The sequence below is a fragment of the Halomonas sp. THAF5a genome (genome assembly GCF_009363755.1).
In the GTDB taxonomy this organism is placed as follows: domain Bacteria; phylum Pseudomonadota; class Gammaproteobacteria; order Pseudomonadales; family Halomonadaceae; genus Halomonas.
In genome coordinates this window covers 2,150,376-2,171,705 of sequence record NZ_CP045417.1, presented here as the reverse complement: position 1 = coordinate 2,171,705, position 21,330 = coordinate 2,150,376, and the positions used below count along the sequence as shown (strand labels likewise).

General features: G+C 68.3%; 4 protein-coding genes. All 4 read left to right on the top strand.

Annotation, left to right across the window (positions count from 1 at the left end; all coding sequences use genetic code 11):
* Positions 1–101: 101 nt before the first annotated feature.
* On the top strand, positions 102–2,243 hold the full coding sequence (locus FIU83_RS09705) for a type I secretion system permease/ATPase (protein WP_152485319.1): 2,142 nt from the start codon (positions 102–104) through the stop codon (positions 2,241–2,243).
* On the top strand, positions 2,243–3,670 hold the full coding sequence (locus FIU83_RS09700; RefSeq protein ID WP_152483871.1) for an HlyD family type I secretion periplasmic adaptor subunit: 1,428 nt from the start codon (positions 2,243–2,245) through the stop codon (positions 3,668–3,670). Before FIU83_RS09705 ends, FIU83_RS09700 begins: the two co-directional genes overlap by 1 nt.
* On the top strand, positions 3,670–4,275 hold the full coding sequence (locus FIU83_RS09695) for a response regulator transcription factor (RefSeq protein WP_253939427.1): 606 nt from the start codon (positions 3,670–3,672) through the stop codon (positions 4,273–4,275). Before FIU83_RS09700 ends, FIU83_RS09695 begins: the two co-directional genes overlap by 1 nt.
* Before the next feature lie 167 nt (positions 4,276–4,442).
* Positions 4,443–21,242: an Ig-like domain-containing protein gene (locus tag FIU83_RS09690; protein ID WP_152483869.1), complete on the top strand. Its 16,800-nt coding sequence runs from the start codon at positions 4,443–4,445 to the stop codon at positions 21,240–21,242.
* The last annotated feature ends 88 nt before the right edge of the window (positions 21,243–21,330 follow it).

Genomic DNA, 21,330 nt, shown 5'->3' with positions numbered 1-21,330 from the left:
CAGGTTTGGCCTGCCGACATGCTTCGCCCCACCGTGGTCGCGGTGGGGCGCTTTGATGTAATGAGGTGGCTGTGACGCAGAAGGAAGCGCTGGATCCGGGCATGGGGCCCGCTCGGTCGGCGGTGCATGACGAGCTGCTCGAATGCCTGCAGACCATCGCCCAGGTGCATGATCGGGCGGCCACCGCCGATTCGCTGATCGCCGGCCTGCCCCTCGAGCAGGGGAGGCTGACGCCCGGCGTCTTCGCGCGTGCCGCGGCCCGCGCCGGGCTCACCGCGCGGATCACCGAGAGCCGTCTGGTGCAGCTCAATCCCGCCCTGTTTCCCGCCGTGCTGCTGCTCGAGCCGGGACGTGCCTGCGTGCTGCTGGCGCTGGACCTCAAGGCGCGCCGGGCCCGGGTGATCTTTCCCGAGCTCGGTGACGCCGAGACCGAGGTTAGCCTGGACGGCCTGCAGTCGAGCTACAGCGGCCAGGCGATCTACGTGCGTCCGCGCTTTCGCTTCGACGACCGTGGGCCCGAGGTCAACCGGCAGCGTGCGCGCCACTGGTTCTGGGGCGTCATCCGCGAGAATCGTCGGCTCTACCGCGATGTCATCGCGGGGTCGGTGGTGATCAACCTCTTCGCTGTGGCGATGCCGCTGTTCGTGCTCAACGTCTACGACCGTGTGGTGCCGAATCACGCCACCGAGACGCTCTGGGTGCTGGCGGCGGGTATCTTCCTCGTGCTCTGCTTCGACCTGGCCCTGCGCCTGATGCGCAACGCCTTCGTCGACCTGGCAGCGAGTCGCGCCGACGTCAAGCTGTCGTCGTCGATCATGGCGCGGGTGCTGGGCCTGCGCATGGAGGCGCGTCCCGCCTCCACCGGCTCCTTCGCGGCCACCCTGCAGTCCTTCGAGTCGGTGCGGGCCTTCATCGGCTCCGCCACGGTGGTGGCGCTGGTCGACCTGCCCTTCGTGCTGCTGTTCGTGGGCATCATCGCGCTGATCGGCCCGCCGCTGGTGATCCCGCTGCTGGTCGGCATCGTCTTCGTGCTGCTCTACGCCCTGGCCGCCCAGGGCAAGCTCCACGAGCTCTCCGAGACCACCTGGCGAGTGGGAGCCCAGCGCAACGCCACCCTGGTCGAATCGCTCTCGAGCCTGGAGACCGTCAAGTCGCTGCGCGCCGAGAGCCGCCTCCAGGGCAGCTGGGAGAAGGCCTCGGCCTTCCTGTCGCGGACCTCCGCCCAGCTGCGCCTGGTCAGCTCCTCGGTCTCGAGCGTAGCGCTCTGGGCCCAGCACAGCGTGGCGGTGTGCGTGATCCTGATCGGGGTCTACCAGATCATCGAGGGCAACCTGACCCAGGGCGGACTGATCGCGGCCTACCTGCTGTCGTCGCGGGCCATGGCGCCGATCAGCCAGGCCGCGGCGCTGCTCGCGCAGTACCACCAGGCCTCCACGGCGCTGCAGTCGCTGGATGCGGTGATGGAGCGCCCGGTGGAGCGACCCGACGGCAAGGCCTTCATCGACCGCCCGGTGGTGCGCGGCGAGATCCGCTTCGACAAGGTCTCGCTGCGCTATCCCGAGGCGGAGCGCGACGCCCTGCGCGACGTCTCGCTGACCGTCGAGCCGGGCGAGCGGGTGGCGCTGCTGGGGCGGGTGGGCTGCGGCAAGACCTCGCTCAACAAGCTGCTGCTGGGGCTCTACCAGCCCACGGCGGGGGCGGTGACCGTCGACGGCGTGGACATCCGCCAGTTCGATCCGCTGCAGCTGCGTCGCCATATCGGCTACGTGCCCCAGGATGTCAGCCTGTTCTTCGGCTCGCTGCGCGACAACATCGTCGCCGGGGGCGGCAGCGACGGCGTGGATGACGAGGCGCTGCTGCGTGCCATCAAGCTGAGCGGCCTCGATGGCCTGGTCAACGCCCATCCCCAAGGCGTCGACCTGCCGGTGGGTGAGCGCGGCCAGATGCTCTCCGGCGGCCAGCGTCAGGCGGTGGCCATCGCCCGGGCGCTGGTCCACGACCCACGCATCCTGCTGCTCGACGAGCCGACCAGCGCCATGGACCACGCCAGCGAGGAGGCCTTCAAGGCCAACCTCAAGGCCTACGGCCAGGGCAAGACCCTGGTGATCGTCACCCATCGCACCTCGCTGCTGTCGCTGGTCGACCGCATCGTGGTCATCGATGCCGGCAAGGTGGTCGCCGACGGGCCGAGGGACAAGGTGGTGGAGGCCCTGCGCAAGGGCCAGATCGGGAGGGCCAGCTGATGGGGGATTCGCGCAAGAGCGCCGAACAGCAGGGCTTCGAGGCCATCGGCCGCTTCTCGGAGACGGGCGGGCGGCCGTTTCGTCCCTTCATCGACCGGCTCTTCGCTCGCCGCGTCAGCGCCGCCCACCTGAACCGCGACTGGGCGAGCGACGCCGACTGGGCGCGACTCCAGCAGGATCCCATCCGGGCCCGGGCCTTCCTCTACGTGGTGGTGCTGGCCGTGGCGGCGCTGCTGGCCTGGGCCTGGCTGGCGCCCATCGATGAGGTGACTCGCGGCACGGGCAGGGTGATCCCCTCCAGCCAGCTGCAGCGGGTGCAGTCCTTCGACGGCGGGGTGGTGCAGGAGATCCTGGTGCGCGAGGGCGAGCGTGTCGAGGCGGGCGAGCTGCTGATGCGCATCGATCCCACGCGCTTTCTCTCCAGCTTCCGCGAGAACCGCGCCACGGCCCAGTCGCTGCAGGCGCGCGCGGAGCGGCTGCGGGCGCTGGCTACCGGCTCGTCGTTCATGCCGGCCGAGGCGCTGGTCAACAAGGCGCCGAACATCGTCGACCAGGAGCGCGAACTCTACGAGAATGCCCTCGCGAAGCTGGCCGAGGAGCAGAGCATCCTCGAGGAGCGGCTCGCCCAGCGCCGCGCCGAGCTCGACGAGGCCCAGTCGCGCCGCGACACGGCGGCCCGGGAGCTGGGCATGGCCAGCCAGGAGCTCAATCTCACGCGGCCCCTGCTGCAGTCCGGGGCCGTCTCCGAGGTCGAGGTGCTGCGCCTGCGTCGCGAGGTGTCCCGGGCCAGCGGCGAACGCAACCAGGCTACCGCCCAGGTCGAACGCCTACAATCGGCGATCGACGAGGCCCAGGCCCAGCTGCGTGAAGTGGAGCTCAATGCGCGCACCGAGTGGCGGACCGAGCTCTCCCGGACCCTCGGCGAGCTGGCCGCCCTCGACGAGTCGAGTGCCGGGCTCGAGGACAGGGTGCGCCTGTCGGAGATCCGCTCGCCGGTCGACGGAGTGGTGCAGCGGCTGGGGATCACGACCCGGGGCGGGGTGGCCCAGCCCGGCCAGGAGGTGGTCGACATCGTGCCTACCGACGATGCCCTGCTGGTGGAGGCGCGCATCGCGCCCCAGGACATCGCCTTCCTGCGGCCCGGCCAGCCGGCCACCATCAAGCTGACCGCCTACGACTTCGCTATCTACGGCGGCCTCGAGGCCGAACTCGACCACATCAGCGCCGACACCATCACCGATGATGAGGGCAACACCTTCTACCTGGTGCGAGTGCGTACTCGACAGGATGCCCAGCAGCACCGCGAGATGGAGGTGATCCCGGGCATGACGGCCCAGGTGGATATCCTGACCGGCAAGCGCACCGTGATGCAGTTTTTGCTCAAGCCCGTGCTGCGGGCTTGGGAAAACTCCATGGGAGAACGATGATGACAGAACTCTTCGTCTGTGATGGCCGTGACGAGAGTCCTCGCTGGCGCGCGGCCTTCGGCGAGATTCGCCTGGTCAGTCGCCAGCAGGCCCGCGCTCAGGCAGGCGAGGGCGACAGCGTCTGGGTGATGAGTCATCTCGAGGCCTGGCCGGCCCTGGTGACCCTGCTGAGTGGCCGGGGGGCCATCGTTCAGGTGCTGAGTGATAACCCCGACTCGCTGGAGGCCCTGCGGGCCCTCGACGCAGGCGCCCGCGGCTATGCTCACGCCCTGTCGCCCCCCGAGCTGCTGCGCCAGATGGCGCTGGTCACGCGCCATCGAGGTATCTGGGTGCCTCCGGAGCTGCTGGCCCGGGTCATGGGCAGTGCCTATCGTGCCCTCGGGGGTGAATCGCGGCAGCACGACGAGGTGCTCACCGAGCTGACCGAGCGCGAGCGGCTCGTGGCGCTGGCCGTGGCCGAGGGGCAGAGCAACAAGGAGGTCGCGCGGCGGCTCGATATCACCGAGCGCACCGTCAAGGCGCACCTCGGTGCCATCTTCCGCAAGCTCGGCGTGCGCGACCGACTGCAGCTGATCCTGAAGCTCGGTCAGCGGGAGACCGCCTGAGCCTTGGGCCTGATCGTGGCCGTTCCCAACCTCGTGCCGATGGCCAGCGGCCCTGGCCATGGCCATCGGTACAATAGTGTGGTCTTCCTTGCTGCTCTAGTGTTCGAGTATTCGCCGTTCCTCCCCTGGGCGGCCTCGGATGTGCTTCGTACGCAGGGAGTCGACTCATGACCATCGCTACCATCATCTCCATCACCGGCCAGGCCTGGGCGCGCGATGCCTCCGGCGATATCCGCGAGCTGCGGGTGGGGAACACCCTGCAGGAGGGCGAGACCCTCGTGACCTCGGACAACGGCCGGGTGCTCCTCGACTTCGCCGATGGCCTCGAGCCCACCTTGATCGGCGAAGGGCAGGAGGTCGCCATCTCGGCCGACCTCGACGCCGAGCAGCCGGTGTCCGCTGAGGAGGCGAGCGTCCAGGATGAGGATCTTGAGGCGCTGCTGACGGCCCTCGAGGAGGGCGAGGGTGACCTGCTCGAGGGGCTCGAAGCCACCGCGGCCGGTGCCGAGAGTGCCGGCGGTTCCCATGGCGGCCACCTCTTCGTGCGCCTGGCGCGTATCAATGAAGAGCTAGATCCGCTGGTGTTTGACTTTGCCGTTGGTGATTCACCCGCTCTAGATTTGGATGATAACGCTGTATTTACAGCTGGATCTGAGGAAATTGACACCCTGGCCCCGGCGGTCGGCATCGAACTGGAAGCCGCCAGCGGTGGCGAATACAGCGCCGACGAGATCAGCGACGGCGTCACCGCCAGCGTCACTTTGGGTGAGGGTACCCAGGTGGGTGACACCCTGGTGGTCACCGACGGCAAGGGTAATGAGCTGTTCAGCGGTGAAGTGACCCAGTCCATGCTGGATGACGGTGTGAGCGTGACCGTCACCGACCTGGACGGCACGGATACCGAGATCAGCGTGACCGCCACGGTCACCGACCCGGCGGGCAACAGCGCCCAGGCCAGCGACGATGGCGTGATCGACGCCACCGCCCCGGCGGTCGGCGTGGCCCTGGAGGCCGCCTCCGGCGATCTCTACAGCGCCGACGAGATCAGCGACGGCGTCACCGCCAGCGTGACTCTGGGCGAGGGCACCCAGGTGGGCGACACCCTGGTGGTCACCGACGGCAAGGGCAACGAGCTGTTCAACGGCGAAGTGACCCAGGCCATGCTGGACGACGGCCTGGAGGTCACCGTCAGCGACCTGGACGGTGACGACAGCGCATTGAGCGTCACCGCCACGGTCACCGACCCGGCGGGCAACAGCGCCAGCGCCAGCGACGACGGCGTGATCGACGCCACCGGCCCGGCGGTCGGCATCGAGCTGGAAGCCGCCTCCGGCGATATCTACAGCGCCGAGGAGATCAGCGACGGCGTCAACGCCAGCGTGACTCTGGGCGAGGGCACCCAGGTGGGCGACACCCTGGTGGTCAGCGACGGCAAGGGCAACACCCTCCTTGACCGTGGCGTGACTCAGGACGACCTGGATAACGGTGTGACCGTGACCGTCAGCGACCTGGACGGCAGCGATACCGAGATCAGCGTCACCGCCACGGTCACCGACCCGGCGGGCAACAGCGCCCAGGCCAGCGACGACGGCGTGATCGACGCCACCGCCCCGGCGGTCGGCGTGGCCCTGGAGGCCGCCTCCGGCGGCACCTACAGCGCCGAGGAGATCGCGGATGGCGTCACCGCCAGCGTCACCCTGGGAGCGGGTACTCAGGTGGGCGACACCCTGGTGGTGACCGACGGCAAAGGCAACGAGTTGTTCAACGGCGCCGTGACCCAGGGCATGCTAAACGACGGGCTGACCGTCACCGTCAGCGACCTGGACGGCAGCGACACCGCCCTGAGCGTGACCGCCACGGTCACCGACCCAGCCGGCAACAGCGATGAAGCTACTGATAACGGCACCGTCGACACCACCGCGCCGACGGTGGAGGTCACCCTGGGCGACGGCGAGGCGCCGTTGGCCGAAGGCGAAGAGACCACGATCGCCATCGACTTCAGCGAAGTGGCCTACGGTACCGACGGTGGCGAGCTGGATGCCGCCGGGGTGGCCGAGCTGCTGGCCCTGAACGGCCTCGAGCTGGTGGGTGAGCTGACCCAGGACGGCACCGACAGCACGCTCTGGACCGGCACCGTGGTGGCCGCCGAGGGCACCGACGGTGACGCCACGGCCAGCATTGCCGATGACAGCTACGCCGACGCCGCCGGCAACCTGGGCAGTGAAGGTAGCGACAGCATCGCCGTCGACACCACCGCGCCGACGGTGGAGGTCACCCTGGGCGACGGCGAGGCGCCGTTGGCCGAAGGCGAAGAGACCACGATCGCCATCGACTTCAGCGAAGTGGCCTACGGTACCGACGGTGGCGAGCTGGATGCCGCCGGGGTGGCCGAGCTGCTGGCCCTGAACGGCCTCGAGCTGGTGGGTGAGCTGACCCAGGACGGCACCGACAGCACGCTCTGGACCGGCACCGTGGTGGCCGCCGAGGGCACCGACGGTGACGCCACGGCCAGCATTGCCGATGACAGCTACGCCGACGCCGCCGGCAACCTGGGCAGTGAAGGTAGCGACAGCATCGCCGTCGACACCACCGCGCCGACGGTGGAGGTCACCCTGGGCGACGGCGAGGCGCCGTTGGCCGAAGGCGAAGAGACCACGATCGCCATCGACTTCAGCGAAGTGGCCTACGGTACCGACGGTGGCGAGCTGGATGCCGCCGGGGTGGCCGAGCTGCTGGCCCTGAACGGCCTCGAGCTGGTGGGTGAGCTGACCCAGGACGGCACCGACAGCACGCTCTGGACCGGCACCGTGGTGGCCGCCGAGGGCACCGACGGTGACGCCACGGCCAGCATTGCCGATGACAGCTACGCCGACGCCGCCGGCAACCTGGGCAGTGAAGGTAGCGACAGCATCGCCGTCGACACCACCGCGCCGACGGTGGAGGTCACCCTGGGCGACGGCGAGGCGCCGTTGGCCGAAGGCGAAGAGACCACGATCGCCATCGACTTCAGCGAAGTGGCCTACGGTACCGACGGTGGCGAGCTGGATGCCGCCGGGGTGGCCGAGCTGCTGGCCCTGAACGGCCTCGAGCTGGTGGGTGAGCTGACCCAGGACGGCACCGACAGCACGCTCTGGACCGGCACCGTGGTGGCCGCCGAGGGCACCGACGGTGACGCCACGGCCAGCATTGCCGATGACAGCTACGCCGACGCCGCCGGCAACCTGGGCAGTGAAGGTAGCGACAGCATCGCCGTCGACACCACCGCGCCGACGGTGGAGGTCACCCTGGGCGACGGCGAGGCGCCGTTGGCCGAAGGCGAAGAGACCACGATCGCCATCGACTTCAGCGAAGTGGCCTACGGTACCGACGGTGGCGAGCTGGATGCCGCCGGGGTGGCCGAGCTGCTGGCCCTGAACGGCCTCGAGCTGGTGGGTGAGCTGACCCAGGACGGCACCGACAGCACGCTCTGGACCGGCACCGTGGTGGCCGCCGAGGGCACCGACGGTGACGCCACGGCCAGCATTGCCGATGACAGCTACGCCGACGCCGCCGGCAACCTGGGCAGTGAAGGTAGCGACAGCATCGCCGTCGACACCACCGCGCCGACGGTGGAGGTCACCCTGGGCGACGGCGAGGCGCCGTTGGCCGAAGGCGAAGAGACCACGATCGCCATCGACTTCAGCGAAGTGGCCTACGGTACCGACGGTGGCGAGCTGGATGCCGCCGGGGTGGCCGAGCTGCTGGCCCTGAACGGCCTCGAGCTGGTGGGTGAGCTGACCCAGGACGGCACCGACAGCACGCTCTGGACCGGCACCGTGGTGGCCGCCGAGGGCACCGACGGTGACGCCACGGCCAGCATTGCCGATGACAGCTACGCCGACGCCGCCGGCAACCTGGGCAGTGAAGGTAGCGACAGCATCGCCGTCGACACCACCGCGCCGACGGTGGAGGTCACCCTGGGCGACGGCGAGGCGCCGTTGGCCGAAGGCGAAGAGACCACGATCGCCATCGACTTCAGCGAAGTGGCCTACGGTACCGACGGTGGCGAGCTGGATGCCGCCGGGGTGGCCGAGCTGCTGGCCCTGAACGGCCTCGAGCTGGTGGGTGAGCTGACCCAGGACGGCACCGACAGCACGCTCTGGACCGGCACCGTGGTGGCCGCCGAGGGCACCGACGGTGACGCCACGGCCAGCATTGCCGATGACAGCTACGCCGACGCCGCCGGCAACCTGGGCAGTGAAGGTAGCGACAGCATCGCCGTCGACACCACCGCGCCGACGGTGGAGGTCACCCTGGGCGACGGCGAGGCGCCGTTGGCCGAAGGCGAAGAGACCACGATCGCCATCGACTTCAGCGAAGTGGCCTACGGTACCGACGGTGGCGAGCTGGATGCCGCCGGGGTGGCCGAGCTGCTGGCCCTGAACGGCCTCGAGCTGGTGGGTGAGCTGACCCAGGACGGCACCGACAGCACGCTCTGGACCGGCACCGTGGTGGCCGCCGAGGGCACCGACGGTGACGCCACGGCCAGCATTGCCGATGACAGCTACGCCGACGCCGCCGGCAACCTGGGCAGTGAAGGTAGCGACAGCATCGCCGTCGACACCACCGCGCCGACGGTGGAGGTCACCCTGGGCGACGGCGAGGCGCCGTTGGCCGAAGGCGAAGAGACCACGATCGCCATCGACTTCAGCGAAGTGGCCTACGGTACCGACGGTGGCGAGCTGGATGCCGCCGGGGTGGCCGAGCTGCTGGCCCTGAACGGCCTCGAGCTGGTGGGTGAGCTGACCCAGGACGGCACCGACAGCACGCTCTGGACCGGCACCGTGGTGGCCGCCGAGGGCACCGACGGTGACGCCACGGCCAGCATTGCCGATGACAGCTACGCCGACGCCGCCGGCAACCTGGGCAGTGAAGGTAGCGACAGCATCGCCGTCGACACCACCGCGCCGACGGTGGAGGTCACCCTGGGCGACGGCGAGGCGCCGTTGGCCGAAGGCGAAGAGACCACGATCGCCATCGACTTCAGCGAAGTGGCCTACGGTACCGACGGTGGCGAGCTGGATGCCGCCGGGGTGGCCGAGCTGCTGGCCCTGAACGGCCTCGAGCTGGTGGGTGAGCTGACCCAGGACGGCACCGACAGCACGCTCTGGACCGGCACCGTGGTGGCCGCCGAGGGCACCGACGGTGACGCCACGGCCAGCATTGCCGATGACAGCTACGCCGACGCCGCCGGCAACCTGGGCAGTGAAGGTAGCGACAGCATCGCCGTCGACACCACCGCGCCGACGGTGGAGGTCACCCTGGGCGACGGCGAGGCGCCGTTGGCCGAAGGCGAAGAGACCACGATCGCCATCGACTTCAGCGAAGTGGCCTACGGTACCGACGGTGGCGAGCTGGATGCCGCCGGGGTGGCCGAGCTGCTGGCCCTGAACGGCCTCGAGCTGGTGGGTGAGCTGACCCAGGACGGCACCGACAGCACGCTCTGGACCGGCACCGTGGTGGCCGCCGAGGGCACCGACGGTGACGCCACGGCCAGCATTGCCGATGACAGCTACGCCGACGCCGCCGGCAACCTGGGCAGTGAAGGTAGCGACAGCATCGCCGTCGACACCACCGCGCCGACGGTGGAGGTCACCCTGGGCGACGGCGAGGCGCCGTTGGCCGAAGGCGAAGAGACCACGATCGCCATCGACTTCAGCGAAGTGGCCTACGGTACCGACGGTGGCGAGCTGGATGCCGCCGGGGTGGCCGAGCTGCTGGCCCTGAACGGCCTCGAGCTGGTGGGTGAGCTGACCCAGGACGGCACCGACAGCACGCTCTGGACCGGCACCGTGGTGGCCGCCGAGGGCACCGACGGTGACGCCACGGCCAGCATTGCCGATGACAGCTACGCCGACGCCGCCGGCAACCTGGGCAGTGAAGGTAGCGACAGCATCGCCGTCGACACCACCGCGCCGACGGTGGAGGTCACCCTGGGCGACGGCGAGGCGCCGTTGGCCGAAGGCGAAGAGACCACGATCGCCATCGACTTCAGCGAAGTGGCCTACGGTACCGACGGTGGCGAGCTGGATGCCGCCGGGGTGGCCGAGCTGCTGGCCCTGAACGGCCTCGAGCTGGTGGGTGAGCTGACCCAGGACGGCACCGACAGCACGCTCTGGACCGGCACCGTGGTGGCCGCCGAGGGCACCGACGGTGACGCCACGGCCAGCATTGCCGATGACAGCTACGCCGACGCCGCCGGCAACCTGGGCAGTGAAGGTAGCGACAGCATCGCCGTCGACACCACCGCGCCGACGGTGGAGGTCACCCTGGGCGACGGCGAGGCGCCGTTGGCCGAAGGCGAAGAGACCACGATCGCCATCGACTTCAGCGAAGTGGCCTACGGTACCGACGGTGGCGAGCTGGATGCCGCCGGGGTGGCCGAGCTGCTGGCCCTGAACGGCCTCGAGCTGGTGGGTGAGCTGACCCAGGACGGCACCGACAGCACGCTCTGGACCGGCACCGTGGTGGCCGCCGAGGGCACCGACGGTGACGCCACGGCCAGCATTGCCGATGACAGCTACGCCGACGCCGCCGGCAACCTGGGCAGTGAAGGTAGCGACAGCATCGCCGTCGACACCACCGCGCCGACGGTGGAGGTCACCCTGGGCGACGGCGAGGCGCCGTTGGCCGAAGGCGAAGAGACCACGATCGCCATCGACTTCAGCGAAGTGGCCTACGGTACCGACGGTGGCGAGCTGGATGCCGCCGGGGTGGCCGAGCTGCTGGCCCTGAACGGCCTCGAGCTGGTGGGTGAGCTGACCCAGGACGGCACCGACAGCACGCTCTGGACCGGCACCGTGGTGGCCGCCGAGGGCACCGACGGTGACGCCACGGCCAGCATTGCCGATGACAGCTACGCCGACGCCGCCGGCAACCTGGGCAGTGAAGGTAGCGACAGCATCGCCGTCGACACCACCGCGCCGACGGTGGAGGTCACCCTGGGCGACGGCGAGGCGCCGTTGGCCGAAGGCGAAGAGACCACGATCGCCATCGACTTCAGCGAAGTGGCCTACGGTACCGACGGTGGCGAGCTGGATGCCGCCGGGGTGGCCGAGCTGCTGGCCCTGAACGGCCTCGAGCTGGTGGGTGAGCTGACCCAGGACGGCACCGACAGCACGCTCTGGACCGGCACCGTGGTGGCCGCCGAGGGCACCGACGGTGACGCCACGGCCAGCATTGCCGATGACAGCTACGCCGACGCCGCCGGCAACCTGGGCAGTGAAGGTAGCGACAGCATCGCCGTCGACACCACCGCGCCGACGGTGGAGGTCACCCTGGGCGACGGCGAGGCGCCGTTGGCCGAAGGCGAAGAGACCACGATCGCCATCGACTTCAGCGAAGTGGCCTACGGTACCGACGGTGGCGAGCTGGATGCCGCCGGGGTGGCCGAGCTGCTGGCCCTGAACGGCCTCGAGCTGGTGGGTGAGCTGACCCAGGACGGCACCGACAGCACGCTCTGGACCGGCACCGTGGTGGCCGCCGAGGGCACCGACGGTGACGCCACGGCCAGCATTGCCGATGACAGCTACGCCGACGCCGCCGGCAACCTGGGCAGTGAAGGTAGCGACAGCATCGCCGTCGACACCACCGCGCCGACGGTGGAGGTCACCCTGGGCGACGGCGAGGCGCCGTTGGCCGAAGGCGAAGAGACCACGATCGCCATCGACTTCAGCGAAGTGGCCTACGGTACCGACGGTGGCGAGCTGGATGCCGCCGGGGTGGCCGAGCTGCTGGCCCTGAACGGCCTCGAGCTGGTGGGTGAGCTGACCCAGGACGGCACCGACAGCACGCTCTGGACCGGCACCGTGGTGGCCGCCGAGGGCACCGACGGTGACGCCACGGCCAGCATTGCCGATGACAGCTACGCCGACGCCGCCGGCAACCTGGGCAGTGAAGGTAGCGACAGCATCGCCGTCGACACCACCGCGCCGACGGTGGAGGTCACCCTGGGCGACGGCGAGGCGCCGTTGGCCGAAGGCGAAGAGACCACGATCGCCATCGACTTCAGCGAAGTGGCCTACGGTACCGACGGTGGCGAGCTGGATGCCGCCGGGGTGGCCGAGCTGCTGGCCCTGAACGGCCTCGAGCTGGTGGGTGAGCTGACCCAGGACGGCACCGACAGCACGCTCTGGACCGGCACCGTGGTGGCCGCCGAGGGCACCGACGGTGACGCCACGGCCAGCATTGCCGATGACAGCTACGCCGACGCCGCCGGCAACCTGGGCAGTGAAGGTAGCGACAGCATCGCCGTCGACACCACCGCGCCGACGGTGGAGGTCACCCTGGGCGACGGCGAGGCGCCGTTGGCCGAAGGCGAAGAGACCACGATCGCCATCGACTTCAGCGAAGTGGCCTACGGTACCGACGGTGGCGAGCTGGATGCCGCCGGGGTGGCCGAGCTGCTGGCCCTGAACGGCCTCGAGCTGGTGGGTGAGCTGACCCAGGACGGCACCGACAGCACGCTCTGGACCGGCACCGTGGTGGCCGCCGAGGGCACCGACGGTGACGCCACGGCCAGCATTGCCGATGACAGCTACGCCGACGCCGCCGGCAACCTGGGCAGTGAAGGTAGCGACAGCATCGCCGTCGACACCACCGCGCCGACGGTGGAGGTCACCCTGGGCGACGGCGAGGCGCCGTTGGCCGAAGGCGAAGAGACCACGATCGCCATCGACTTCAGCGAAGTGGCCTACGGTACCGACGGTGGCGAGCTGGATGCCGCCGGGGTGGCCGAGCTGCTGGCCCTGAACGGCCTCGAGCTGGTGGGTGAGCTGACCCAGGACGGCACCGACAGCACGCTCTGGACCGGCACCGTGGTGGCCGCCGAGGGCACCGACGGTGACGCCACGGCCAGCATTGCCGATGACAGCTACGCCGACGCCGCCGGCAACCTGGGCAGTGAAGGTAGCGACAGCATCGCCGTCGACACCACCGCGCCGACGGTGGAGGTCACCCTGGGCGACGGCGAGGCGCCGTTGGCCGAAGGCGAAGAGACCACGATCGCCATCGACTTCAGCGAAGTGGCCTACGGTACCGACGGTGGCGAGCTGGATGCCGCCGGGGTGGCCGAGCTGCTGGCCCTGAACGGCCTCGAGCTGGTGGGTGAGCTGACCCAGGACGGCACCGACAGCACGCTCTGGACCGGCACCGTGGTGGCCGCCGAGGGCACCGACGGTGACGCCACGGCCAGCATTGCCGATGACAGCTACGCCGACGCCGCCGGCAACCTGGGCAGTGAAGGTAGCGACAGCATCGCCGTCGACACCACCGCGCCGACGGTGGAGGTCACCCTGGGCGACGGCGAGGCGCCGTTGGCCGAAGGCGAAGAGACCACGATCGCCATCGACTTCAGCGAAGTGGCCTACGGTACCGACGGTGGCGAGCTGGATGCCGCCGGGGTGGCCGAGCTGCTGGCCCTGAACGGCCTCGAGCTGGTGGGTGAGCTGACCCAGGACGGCACCGACAGCACGCTCTGGACCGGCACCGTGGTGGCCGCCGAGGGCACCGACGGTGACGCCACGGCCAGCATTGCCGATGACAGCTACGCCGACGCCGCCGGCAACCTGGGCAGTGAAGGTAGCGACAGCATCGCCGTCGACACCACCGCGCCGACGGTGGAGGTCACCCTGGGCGACGGCGAGGCGCCGTTGGCCGAAGGCGAAGAGACCACGATCGCCATCGACTTCAGCGAAGTGGCCTACGGTACCGACGGTGGCGAGCTGGATGCCGCCGGGGTGGCCGAGCTGCTGGCCCTGAACGGCCTCGAGCTGGTGGGTGAGCTGACCCAGGACGGCACCGACAGCACGCTCTGGACCGGCACCGTGGTGGCCGCCGAGGGCACCGACGGTGACGCCACGGCCAGCATTGCCGATGACAGCTACGCCGACGCCGCCGGCAACCTGGGCAGTGAAGGTAGCGACAGCATCGCCGTCGACACCACCGCGCCGACGGTGGAGGTCACCCTGGGCGACGGCGAGGCGCCGTTGGCCGAAGGCGAAGAGACCACGATCGCCATCGACTTCAGCGAAGTGGCCTACGGTACCGACGGTGGCGAGCTGGATGCCGCCGGGGTGGCCGAGCTGCTGGCCCTGAACGGCCTCGAGCTGGTGGGTGAGCTGACCCAGGACGGCACCGACAGCACGCTCTGGACCGGCACCGTGGTGGCCGCCGAGGGCACCGACGGTGACGCCACGGCCAGCATTGCCGATGACAGCTACGCCGACGCCGCCGGCAACCTGGGCAGTGAAGGTAGCGACAGCATCGCCGTCGACACCACCGCGCCGACGGTGGAGGTCACCCTGGGCGACGGCGAGGCGCCGTTGGCCGAAGGCGAAGAGACCACGATCGCCATCGACTTCAGCGAAGTGGCCTACGGTACCGACGGTGGCGAGCTGGATGCCGCCGGGGTGGCCGAGCTGCTGGCCCTGAACGGCCTCGAGCTGGTGGGTGAGCTGACCCAGGACGGCACCGACAGCACGCTCTGGACCGGCACCGTGGTGGCCGCCGAGGGCACCGACGGTGACGCCACGGCCAGCATTGCCGATGACAGCTACGCCGACGCCGCCGGCAACCTGGGCAGTGAAGGTAGCGACAGCATCGCCGTCGACACCACCGCGCCGACGGTGGAGGTCACCCTGGGCGACGGCGAGGCGCCGTTGGCCGAAGGCGAAGAGACCACGATCGCCATCGACTTCAGCGAAGTGGCCTACGGTACCGACGGTGGCGAGCTGGATGCCGCCGGGGTGGCCGAGCTGCTGGCCCTGAACGGCCTCGAGCTGGTGGGTGAGCTGACCCAGGACGGCACCGACAGCACGCTCTGGACCGGCACCGTGGTGGCCGCCGAGGGCACCGACGGTGACGCCACGGCCAGCATTGCCGATGACAGCTACGCCGACGCCGCCGGCAACCTGGGCAGTGAAGGTAGCGACAGCATCGCCGTCGACACCACCGCGCCGACGGTGGAGGTCACCCTGGGCGACGGCGAGGCGCCGTTGGCCGAAGGCGAAGAGACCACGATCGCCATCGACTTCAGCGAAGTGGCCTACGGTACCGACGGTGGCGAGCTGGATGCCGCCGGGGTGGCCGAGCTGCTGGCCCTGAACGGCCTCGAGCTGGTGGGTGAGCTGACCCAGGACGGCACCGACAGCACGCTCTGGACCGGCACCGTGGTGGCCGCCGAGGGCACCGACGGTGACGCCACGGCCAGCATTGCCGATGACAGCTACGCCGACGCCGCCGGCAACCTGGGCAGTGAAGGTAGCGACAGCATCGCCGTCGACACCACCGCGCCGACGGTGGAGGTCACCCTGGGCGACGGCGAGGCGCCGTTGGCCGAAGGCGAAGAGACCACGATCGCCATCGACTTCAGCGAAGTGGCCTACGGTACCGACGGTGGCGAGCTGGATGCCGCCGGGGTGGCCGAGCTGCTGGCCCTGAACGGCCTCGAGCTGGTGGGTGAGCTGACCCAGGACGGCACCGACAGCACGCTCTGGACCGGCACCGTGGTGGCCGCCGAGGGCACCGACGGTGACGCCACGGCCAGCATTGCCGATGACAGCTACGCCGACGCCGCCGGCAACCTGGGCAGTGAAGGTAGCGACAGCATCGCCGTCGACACCACCGCGCCGACGGTGGAGGTCACCCTGGGCGACGGCGAGGCGCCGTTGGCCGAAGGCGAAGAGACCACGATCGCCATCGACTTCAGCGAAGTGGCCTACGGTACCGACGGTGGCGAGCTGGATGCCGCCGGGGTGGCCGAGCTGCTGGCCCTGAACGGCCTCGAGCTGGTGGGTGAGCTGACCCAGGACGGCACCGACAGCACGCTCTGGACCGGCACCGTGGTGGCCGCCGAGGGCACCGACGGTGACGCCACGGCCAGCATTGCCGATGACAGCTACGCCGACGCCGCCGGCAACCTGGGCAGTGAAGGTAGCGACAGCATCGCCGTCGACACCACCGCGCCGACGGTGGAGGTCACCCTGGGCGACGGCGAGGCGCCGTTGGCCGAAGGCGAAGAGACCACGATCGCCATCGACTTCAGCGAAGTGGCCTACGGTACCGACGGTGGCGAGCTGGATGCCGCCGGGGTGGCCGAGCTGCTGGCCCTGAACGGCCTCGAGCTGGTGGGTGAGCTGACCCAGGACGGCACCGACAGCACGCTCTGGACCGGCACCGTGGTGGCCGCCGAGGGCACCGACGGTGACGCCACGGCCAGCATTGCCGATGACAGCTACGCCGACGCCGCCGGCAACCTGGGCAGTGAAGGTAGCGACAGCATCGCCGTCGACACCACCGCGCCGACGGTGGAGGTCACCCTGGGCGACGGCGAGGCGCCGTTGGCCGAAGGCGAAGAGACCACGATCGCCATCGACTTCAGCGAAGTGGCCTACGGTACCGACGGTGGCGAGCTGGATGCCGCCGGGGTGGCCGAGCTGCTGGCCCTGAACGGCCTCGAGCTGGTGGGTGAGCTGACCCAGGACGGCACCGACAGCACGCTCTGGACCGGCACCGTGGTGGCCGCCGAGGGCACCGACGGTGACGCCACGGCCAGCATTGCCGATGACAGCTACGCCGACGCCGCCGGCAACCTGGGCAGTGAAGGTAGCGACAGCATCGCCGTCGACACCACCGCGCCGACGGTGGAGGTCACCCTGGGCGACGGCGAGGCGCCGTTGGCCGAAGGCGAAGAGACCACGATCGCCATCGACTTCAGCGAAGTGGCCTACGGTACCGACGGTGGCGAGCTGGATGCCGCCGGGGTGGCCGAGCTGCTGGCCCTGAACGGCCTCGAGCTGGTGGGTGAGCTGACCCAGGACGGCACCGACAGCACGCTCTGGACCGGCACCGTGGTGGCCGCCGAGGGCACCGACGGTGACGCCACGGCCAGCATTGCCGATGACAGCTACGCCGACGCCGCCGGCAACCTGGGCAGTGAAGGTAGCGACAGCATCGCCGTCGACACCACCGCGCCGACGGTGGAGGTCACCCTGGGCGACGGCGAGGCGCCGTTGGCCGAAGGCGAAGAGACCACGATCGCCATCGACTTCAGCGAAGTGGCCTACGGTACCGACGGTGGCGAGCTGGATGCCGCCGGGGTGGCCGAGCTGCTGGCCCTGAACGGCCTCGAGCTGGTGGGTGAGCTGACCCAGGACGGCACCGACAGCACGCTCTGGACCGGCACCGTGGTGGCCGCCGAGGGCACCGACGGTGACGCCACGGCCAGCATTGCCGATGACAGCTACGCCGACGCCGCCGGCAACCTGGGCAGTGAAGGTAGCGACAGCATCGCCGTCGACACCACCGCGCCGACGGTGGAGGTCACCCTGGGCGACGGCGAGGCGCCGTTGGCCGAAGGCGAAGAGACCACGATCGCCATCGACTTCAGCGAAGTGGCCTACGGTACCGACGGTGGCGAGCTGGATGCCGCCGGGGTGGCCGAGCTGCTGGCCCTGAACGGCCTCGAGCTGGTGGGTGAGCTGACCCAGGACGGCACCGACAGCACGCTCTGGACCGGCACCGTGGTGGCCGCCGAGGGCACCGACGGTGACGCCACGGCCAGCATTGCCGATGACAGCTACGCCGACGCCGCCGGCAACCTGGGCAGTGAAGGTAGCGACAGCATCGCCGTCGACACCACCGCGCCGACGGTGGAGGTCACCCTGGGCGACGGCGAGGCGCCGTTGGCCGAAGGCGAAGAGACCACGATCGCCATCGACTTCAGCGAAGTGGCCTACGGTACCGACGGTGGCGAGCTGGATGCCGCCGGGGTGGCCGAGCTGCTGGCCCTGAACGGCCTCGAGCTGGTGGGTGAGCTGACCCAGGACGGCACCGACAGCACGCTCTGGACCGGCACCGTGGTGGCCGCCGAGGGCACCGACGGTGACGCCACGGCCAGCATTGCCGATGACAGCTACGCCGACGCCGCCGGCAACCTGGGCAGTGAAGGTAGCGACAGCATCGCCGTCGACACCACCGCGCCGACGGTGGAGGTCACCCTGGGCGACGGCGAGGCGCCGTTGGCCGAAGGCGAAGAGACCACGATCGCCATCGACTTCAGCGAAGTGGCCTACGGTACCGACGGTGGCGAGCTGGATGCCGCCGGGGTGGCCGAGCTGCTGGCCCTGAACGGCCTCGAGCTGGTGGGTGAGCTGACCCAGGACGGCACCGACAGCACGCTCTGGACCGGCACCGTGGTGGCCGCCGAGGGCACCGACGGTGACGCCACGGCCAGCATTGCCGATGACAGCTACGCCGACGCCGCCGGCAACCTGGGCAGTGAAGGTAGCGACAGCATCGCCGTCGACACCACCGCGCCGACGGTGGAGGTCACCCTGGGCGACGGCGAGGCGCCGTTGGCCGAAGGCGAAGAGACCACGATCGCCATCGACTTCAGCGAAGTGGCCTACGGTACCGACGGTGGCGAGCTGGATGCCGCCGGGGTGGCCGAGCTGCTGGCCCTGAACGGCCTCGAGCTGGTGGGTGAGCTGACCCAGGACGGCACCGACAGCACGCTCTGGACCGGCACCGTGGTGGCCGCCGAGGGCACCGACGGTGACGCCACGGCCAGCATTGCCGATGACAGCTACGCCGACGCCGCCGGCAACCTGGGCAGCCAAGGCAGCGATGCCATCCGCATCGACGCCACCGCCCCGGCGGTCAGCGTGGCCTTACTGGGAGCAGGCGATGACGATGTCTATAACATCGAAGAAGTCGCGGCCGGTGAATCTGACAGCGTGCAGGCTCTGATCACCCTGAATGAGGGGACCGCACCCGGCGATACCCTAGTGGTAACCGATGGGGCGGGTAATACGCTGACTACATTAGTCCTCGATCAGCAACATATTGCCTCGGGGGTTAGCGTCTGGGTTCCTGTGACCGATGGCGTCAGCAGCGTAAGCGTACAAGCGACGGTCATCGACCCGGCGGGGAATAGTGCAAGCGCCACTGACGCCAAGGATGTGGCGAATATTGAGCCGGAAGCCAGCATCACCATCGATCCTGTCTTCGATGGCGATGACTTCCTGAGCAATGATGAGTCTCAAGAAGGGCAGTCGATCTCCGGTTCCGTGGGAGGTGATGCCAAGGCTGGCGATGCGATCGAGGTCACCATTGGTGGCGAAGTCTATACTACAACCGTCAACGATGATGGCAGCTCCTGGTCCGTAAACGTACCGGCCGACAAGGTTGCAGACCTGAGCTCCGGCGATATCACGGCCAACGTCGTGGGAGAAGATCAATATGGTAACACCTATGGGGCTGAGGTGGATCGCCCCTATGAGGTGCAACCCCCCGCATCCTTAGAAGTGGGTGGCAATGGCGACAATGAGGTTGAAGGTGGTGGCGGTGATGATGTCATCCTCGGTGATCGTGGTGGCAAGGAAACCATTATCGATCCGGCGGCCAACTACAATATCTCCTTGATCGTCGATACTTCAGGAAGCATGGATAATGCCTCTGGTATGCCAGGGCTGGATCGCATGGAGCTGACCAAGAAGGCGCTGGTTAACCTGGCCAATCAACTCGAGGACCATGAGGGCACGATCAATGTGCAGCTGGTGCCGTTCTCTACGCATGCCTCAACTGCGGTGACTGTTCAGGGGCTTGATGCAAATAATATTCAGCAGCTGATTACAGAAATTGATGCGCTTTCATCAGGCGGTGGTACTAACTACCAGGCAGCTTTCGAACAGTCGGTGGCTTGGTTCAATGCCCAGAATGAGCAGCAGGCATCCGGTGAGTTTGAAAACTTGAGCTATTTTCTGACGGATGGGGAACCTTCCTTCGATTACCGCACTAATAATGGCAATGTTAGCGGCCCAGGTAATAAGACTAGTCATAGTGTTCTGCAAAATTCTGTAGACGCTTTCCAGAAGCTGGCAGGACTTAGTCAGATAGAGGGTATTGGTATAGGTTCCGATATCAATCAGGAATATTTGCAGTTCTTTACCACGACAGGGGAGTCGGTTGGTCAGGAGTCTGTGTTTGTCCAAGGCTTTAGGGATAGTGGCTGGGTTGATGTCAGCAACCCTACATCTGGCTGGTTTGGTAACTCAAAAAATTACACTTGGGGTGGTGGCACTGTAACGGCCCAGGCTGGTGATGTTGATATCGTCAATACCTCTGGAGATCTGGCGGTAGCCCTGGAGGGAAGCTCGGAATTCGATGAGCTTGAGGATCTAGGTGACGATATCCTCACGGGAGGCGATGGTGACGATATTCTCTTCGGTGATGCGATCAATTCCGATCATCTCGAGTGGACCAATGGCGATACCAATGAGTCCTTTGCCGCCGACGCACACGATGGCATGGGCTACCAGGGGTTGCGCGAATACCTGAAGTGGGAAGTCAATGACGGTACGGCGCCCGAGGACGAGCAGATTCTCGGCTATGTCCGAGAAAACTGGGAGTCGCTCATCGATACCGTTCGCACTGATGGAGGGGATAATACCCTGACTGGTGGTGCCGGTGATGATGTCCTGGTGAGTGGTGCCGGTGATGACCTTCTAACCGGCGGTACTGGTGACGACATCCTGATCGGCGGTGCCGGGGACGATACATTGACCGGTGGTCTAGGCGCCGATACCTTCGTCTGGAACTTCGGTGATCAAGCCACGAGCACTGATCCGACCGAAGACAGCGTCACGGACTTTTCTCTGGGAGAGTTTGGTGTGGATGCTGATGCCGACAAGCTGGACATCTCCGATCTGCTGCAGGGGGCGAGTGATTCGAATGTTGATGCCTATGTCTTTGCCGAAGAGGATGGCAGTGGAAATACCGTCCTGCATATCAGCAGCGATGGTCAGCTGGGTAGCAATGGGGCCGAGGCCGATCAGACCATTGTGCTCAAAGACGTCGGCATGAACGGAGCGGAATCATCTGCTTTCCTTGAGTCCCTGATCGACAACGGCCAGCTCGATATCGAGTGATCGCCTCCACTCAACCCCATCGCCCGGCCATGGTCGGGCGATGGGCGTTTGCTTTCAGCACTGACCACTTACGCGACAGAACAGGACG

Coding starts and splice junctions, on each gene's coding strand:
- FIU83_RS09700 (WP_152483871.1), top strand. CDS start 2,243: ATGGGGGATTCGCGCAAGAGCGCCGAACAGCAGGGCTTCGAGGCCATC.
- FIU83_RS09705 (WP_152485319.1), top strand. CDS start 102: ATGGGGCCCGCTCGGTCGGCGGTGCATGACGAGCTGCTCGAATGCCTG.
- FIU83_RS09690 (WP_152483869.1), top strand. CDS start 4,443: ATGACCATCGCTACCATCATCTCCATCACCGGCCAGGCCTGGGCGCGC.
- FIU83_RS09695 (WP_253939427.1), top strand. CDS start 3,670: ATGACAGAACTCTTCGTCTGTGATGGCCGTGACGAGAGTCCTCGCTGG.